At 73.4% G+C, this 2633-nt stretch carries 3 protein-coding genes; 2 read left to right on the forward strand and 1 reads right to left on the reverse strand.

Translation table 11 applies throughout. The features are described from left to right. Positions 1-1545 (forward strand): alkaline phosphatase D family protein (locus AX737_RS05075; RefSeq protein ID WP_066919504.1); only part of this gene is annotated, 1545 nt, incomplete at its 5' end. Positions 1546-1623: 78 nt separating this feature from the next. Here AX737_RS05075 and AX737_RS05080 read toward each other — a convergent pair. Continuing rightward, a complete protein-coding gene (locus tag AX737_RS05080) occupies positions 1624-2211 on the reverse strand; it encodes a YgjV family protein (protein ID WP_082772889.1) in 588 nt (195 codons plus the stop codon). 218 nt (positions 2212-2429) lie between these two features. On the opposite strand from AX737_RS05080, the gene AX737_RS32970 reads away from it, so the two are divergent. After that, positions 2430-2633 (forward strand): hypothetical protein (locus AX737_RS32970; RefSeq protein WP_156453536.1); only part of this gene is annotated, 204 nt, incomplete at its 3' end.

The following is a 2633-nucleotide window of genomic DNA, read 5'->3' on the forward strand; positions in this document are numbered from 1 at the left end:
CCCCTCACCCGCCGCCGCGTCCTGGCGACGGCCGCCGCCCTCACCCTCGCCCGGCCGGCGATCAGCCGCGCCGCCGACCGGCCCGCGCTCAGCCACGGGCTGCAATCGGGCGACGTCTCGGGCGACGGGGCGGTCGTCTGGGCCCGGGCCGACCGGCCGTCACGCGCCGTCATCGCGTGGGCGACGACCGAGAGCTTCCGGGACATCCGCGGCGGCGTCTTCGTCGACGCCCTCCCCGAGAGCGACCTCACCGTGAAGACGGCCCTGCAGGGGCTGCCCCCCGACCAGGACATCCACTACCGGGTCCGCCTGCAGAATCTGGCCGAGCCGACGATCCTGGGCGAGCCCATCACCGGCCGCTTCCGCAGCGCCCCGGCGCTGGCGCGGGACGTCAGCTTCTGCTGGTCGGGCGACACCGCGGGCCAGGGCTGGGGCATCGACGAATCCCGCGGCGGCATGACGATCTACGCCGCGATCGCCCGGAACCGTCCGGACTTCTTCCTGCATTCCGGCGACACGATCTACGCCGACGGGCCGATCCAGGCGGAGGTGCGGCTCCCCGACGGCGGCCTCTGGCGCAACCTTGTCACCGAGGAGAAGGCCAAGCCCGCCGAGACGCTCAGTGAGTTCCGCGGCGCCTACAAGTACAACCTCCTCGACCGCAACGTCCTCGCCATGAACCGCGAGATCCCGATCCTGGCGCAGTGGGACGACCACGAGGTCACCAACAACTGGTGGCCGGGCGAGCGGCTGACCCGGGCCGAGCACCGCCGCAAGGGCTACGCGGACGCCAACAGCCTCGTGCTGGCCGCCCGGGCCACCCGTGCCTTCCACGAGTACATGCCGATGCGCTTCGAGCCGGCCGAGCCGGGGCGCGTCTACCGCCGCGTCTCGTACGGGCCGCATCTCGACCTGTTCCTGCTCGACATGCGCAGCTACCGCGGCCCCAACGGCGCCAACGACGAGACCGAGCCGAGCGCCCGCACCCAGTTCCTCGGGCCCGCCCAGCTCGCCTGGCTGAAGCGGGCGCTGAAGGCCTCGCGCGCCACCTGGAAGGCGATCGCCGCCGACATGCCGCTCGGGCTCGTCGTCACGTACGACACCGATGCAAGATTCGGCTCGGAAGGCGTGGCGCAGGGCGACGGGCCGCCGCTCGGGCGGGAACTCGAGATCGCGGACCTGCTGCGCTTCATCCGCGACCAGGACATCCGCAACACGGTCTGGTTTACCGCGGACGTGCACTACACGGCGGCGCACCACTACGACCCGAGCCGGGCCCGCTTCCAAGAGTTCGCGCCGTTCTGGGAGTTCGTCTCGGGCCCGCTCCACGCCGGCACCTTCGGGCCGGCGGCGCTCGACGACACGTTCGGGCCGCAGCTGCGCTTCGTGAAGGCGCCGCCGGCCGGGCGCCAGAACCTCTCGCCGGCCGAGGGCTACCAGTTCTTCGGCCACGTCGCGATCGCGGGCGCCACCGGCCAGATGACCGTGACGCTGAAGGACGCCGCCGACACGGACCTGTGGCGGACGGTGCTCGACCCGGCGTGAGACGCGCCGATGGATCCCCTCTCCCCGCGCGCGGGGAGAGGGGAACCCCCGTATCCGCGCGGTCCACAGGAAGCGGTGTCAGGCCGCAGCCGGCCGCCCCCCGGCCGAGCGGCCCATCGCCACCAGCAGCCCCGAGATCGTCAAGAGATCGCAGGTCAGGCCGAAGGCCGAGCCGACCAGCAGGTTGTGGCCGGCCCAGGCCAGCGAGGCCCCGAGGAACAGGCGGCGCATGGCGCCGGCCTCCGTCTGCAGCCGGGCGCGGGTGGCGAGCAGCGCGCCGATGCCGGCGCAGGCCGAGGGCCAGCCGTTCCAGGTCGCGGCGGTCAGGCCGAGCACCGCCACGAAGCCGAGCCCGAAGAACGGCACGAACCAGGCCGGGCGCCGCGCCCGCCCGCCGAACCGGGCTGCGGCGAGGCTCTGCGCCACCGAGATCACGCACATCGCGGTGCCCGTATGGGCGCCGAGCCGCAGGAAGTGCAGCGCGAAGCTCGCCGCGCAGGCGGCGGAGGCGATGAGGATCGCCTCCCGGCGCGGCATCATCCCGGCCGCGAAGCCGAGGAGGAGGCCCAGCGCCCCGAAGATGTCGAGATGGCCCGAAACGGTCTCGGCCAGGGCGAGGACAGTGTCGCGAAGGACTTCATGCGACAGGACGACTTGGGACGACATGGTGGGCTCTTGCGGCGCCGGATCTGCACTGTGACGAGACCCGAGCCGCTAGGCCCGCATGGTAACCGGTTCGTTAACGGGGCCCGCGGCGACGGGCCGGTGTGGCGCCCGTGCCGCGCCCGGCCGTGCATTTGCCGGACACAATCGCCTAAACAGGGAACTGGCGCGTTCCTGGCGCACGCCCCCTTGAGCCCGACCCCCGAGGAAGCCGGCCCACCTTGCGTATCGACGACACCGCCCTTCCCGGCCCCGCCCCGATCGGGGCCGCGCCGGACCAGCCCCCCGCAATGCCTCGGGAAGCCGCGCTCGCCATGCCGGTGCAGGATCTGGCGCGCTTCGATGCCGCCACGGTCCGCCGCCCGGTGGGGCGGCACGCCGCGCCCTGGGGCGCCCGGATCCTCGTCTTCGGCGGGGCGCTGGCG

Source organism: Methylobacterium sp. CCH5-D2 (genome assembly GCF_001556475.1).
In the GTDB taxonomy this organism is placed as follows: domain Bacteria; phylum Pseudomonadota; class Alphaproteobacteria; order Rhizobiales; family Beijerinckiaceae; genus Methylobacterium; species Methylobacterium hispanicum.

Coding starts and splice junctions, on each gene's coding strand:
- AX737_RS05080 (WP_082772889.1), bottom strand. CDS start 2,211: ATGTCGTCCCAAGTCGTCCTGTCGCATGAAGTCCTTCGCGACACTGTC.